Annotated in this window: 1 protein-coding gene and 1 pseudogene; one reads left to right on the top strand and one right to left on the bottom strand. The window is 43.9% G+C overall.

Translation table 11 applies throughout. The features are described from left to right. Window positions 1-335, bottom strand: a pseudogene (locus R7Q48_RS24940) (sensor histidine kinase); the annotation flags it as partial. 460 nt (window positions 336-795) lie between these two features. Here R7Q48_RS24940 and R7Q48_RS24935 point away from each other — a divergent pair. Continuing rightward, a partial coding sequence (locus R7Q48_RS24935; protein WP_318132799.1) for a pyridoxamine 5'-phosphate oxidase family protein occupies window positions 796-1,030 on the top strand: 235 nt, incomplete at its 3' end.

The raw sequence follows: 1,030 nt of genomic DNA, 5'->3' as shown, positions 1-1,030 counted from the left end.
ACCAAGCCTGTTTTATCATGGACATAAATGGTATCGGCCAAACTTTGCTTCAGCCATTGCGCCAACAGTAAGTTCAGTTCTGTCGACGGTGCACCTTTCTCAACGGCTTCAAGCAAGCGTGGGGCATGGCTAAGCAAATTGGGAATTTGTTCAAACTTCGCCAGTTCGTAGTCGACTTCTTGTGAGACTTGAGCCGCTTGGCTTTTGAGCTTTTTTTGCCATTGATCGTGTTGATAGCGAGTTGCGTAGTGATGCGTAAGAGCAAGCCCTAAAATGCCGATAGCAAACAACAGCAATAGAAAATGACGCAGGGCTTTGGGATTGAGTAAGTTCACAATTAGCTCACCGGAGTTTTTAATGCCATGTTATCAAAAGGTATTAAACGATGCTGTGAGCGGTAACGTTAACTAGGAATAGAACTGCATTTTAGAAGTAGTATTCCGTACTAATAAATACGTAACGGTTGTTTGCCAAGTAAGCGATTGGTTTGTTGCGTAACGTAGCGGTCAGTTTATGCTCACTTGAGGTTAAATAGTCAATCTTGTCCCGTTGGAGAGCAAACGAAGCGAAGTTATTTTGGATGACTTCACGTTACTTCTCGTCGCTTCATTCTCATCATTTGGGTGGAAAAACTTGCCCTGCCGTTGGTCTTTGGTCTCGTTAGAAGTGTTGCCGGGCCTCGCTTTTTGCCTGAACCTAGAGGTTACCATCGGTTTTTCAACATCTATGTTTGCTGTCCTTGTATTTCAGTAGCTTCGGGAGCACAATCGACAAAAAACGAGTGAAGGAGTAAAGATGGAACTTGCTGATATTCGTCGTGAGTACACGAAAGGTGGCCTACGTCGTAAAGATTTGAAAGCTGATCCAATTGATCAATTCAACCTTTGGTTGGAGCAAGCGATTAAGGCGGGGTTGACTGATCCTACTGCGATGACAGTGGCGACCGTGGATGAAAACGGCATGCCATTTCAACGAATCGTTTTATTGAAAAACGTCGATAAAGATGGTTTCGTGTTTTACACCAACTTAG

Source organism: Vibrio sp. 378 (genome assembly GCF_033339435.1).
Note: the sequence above shows the minus strand (reverse complement) of the source record. Positions and strands in the feature narration are given on the sequence as shown.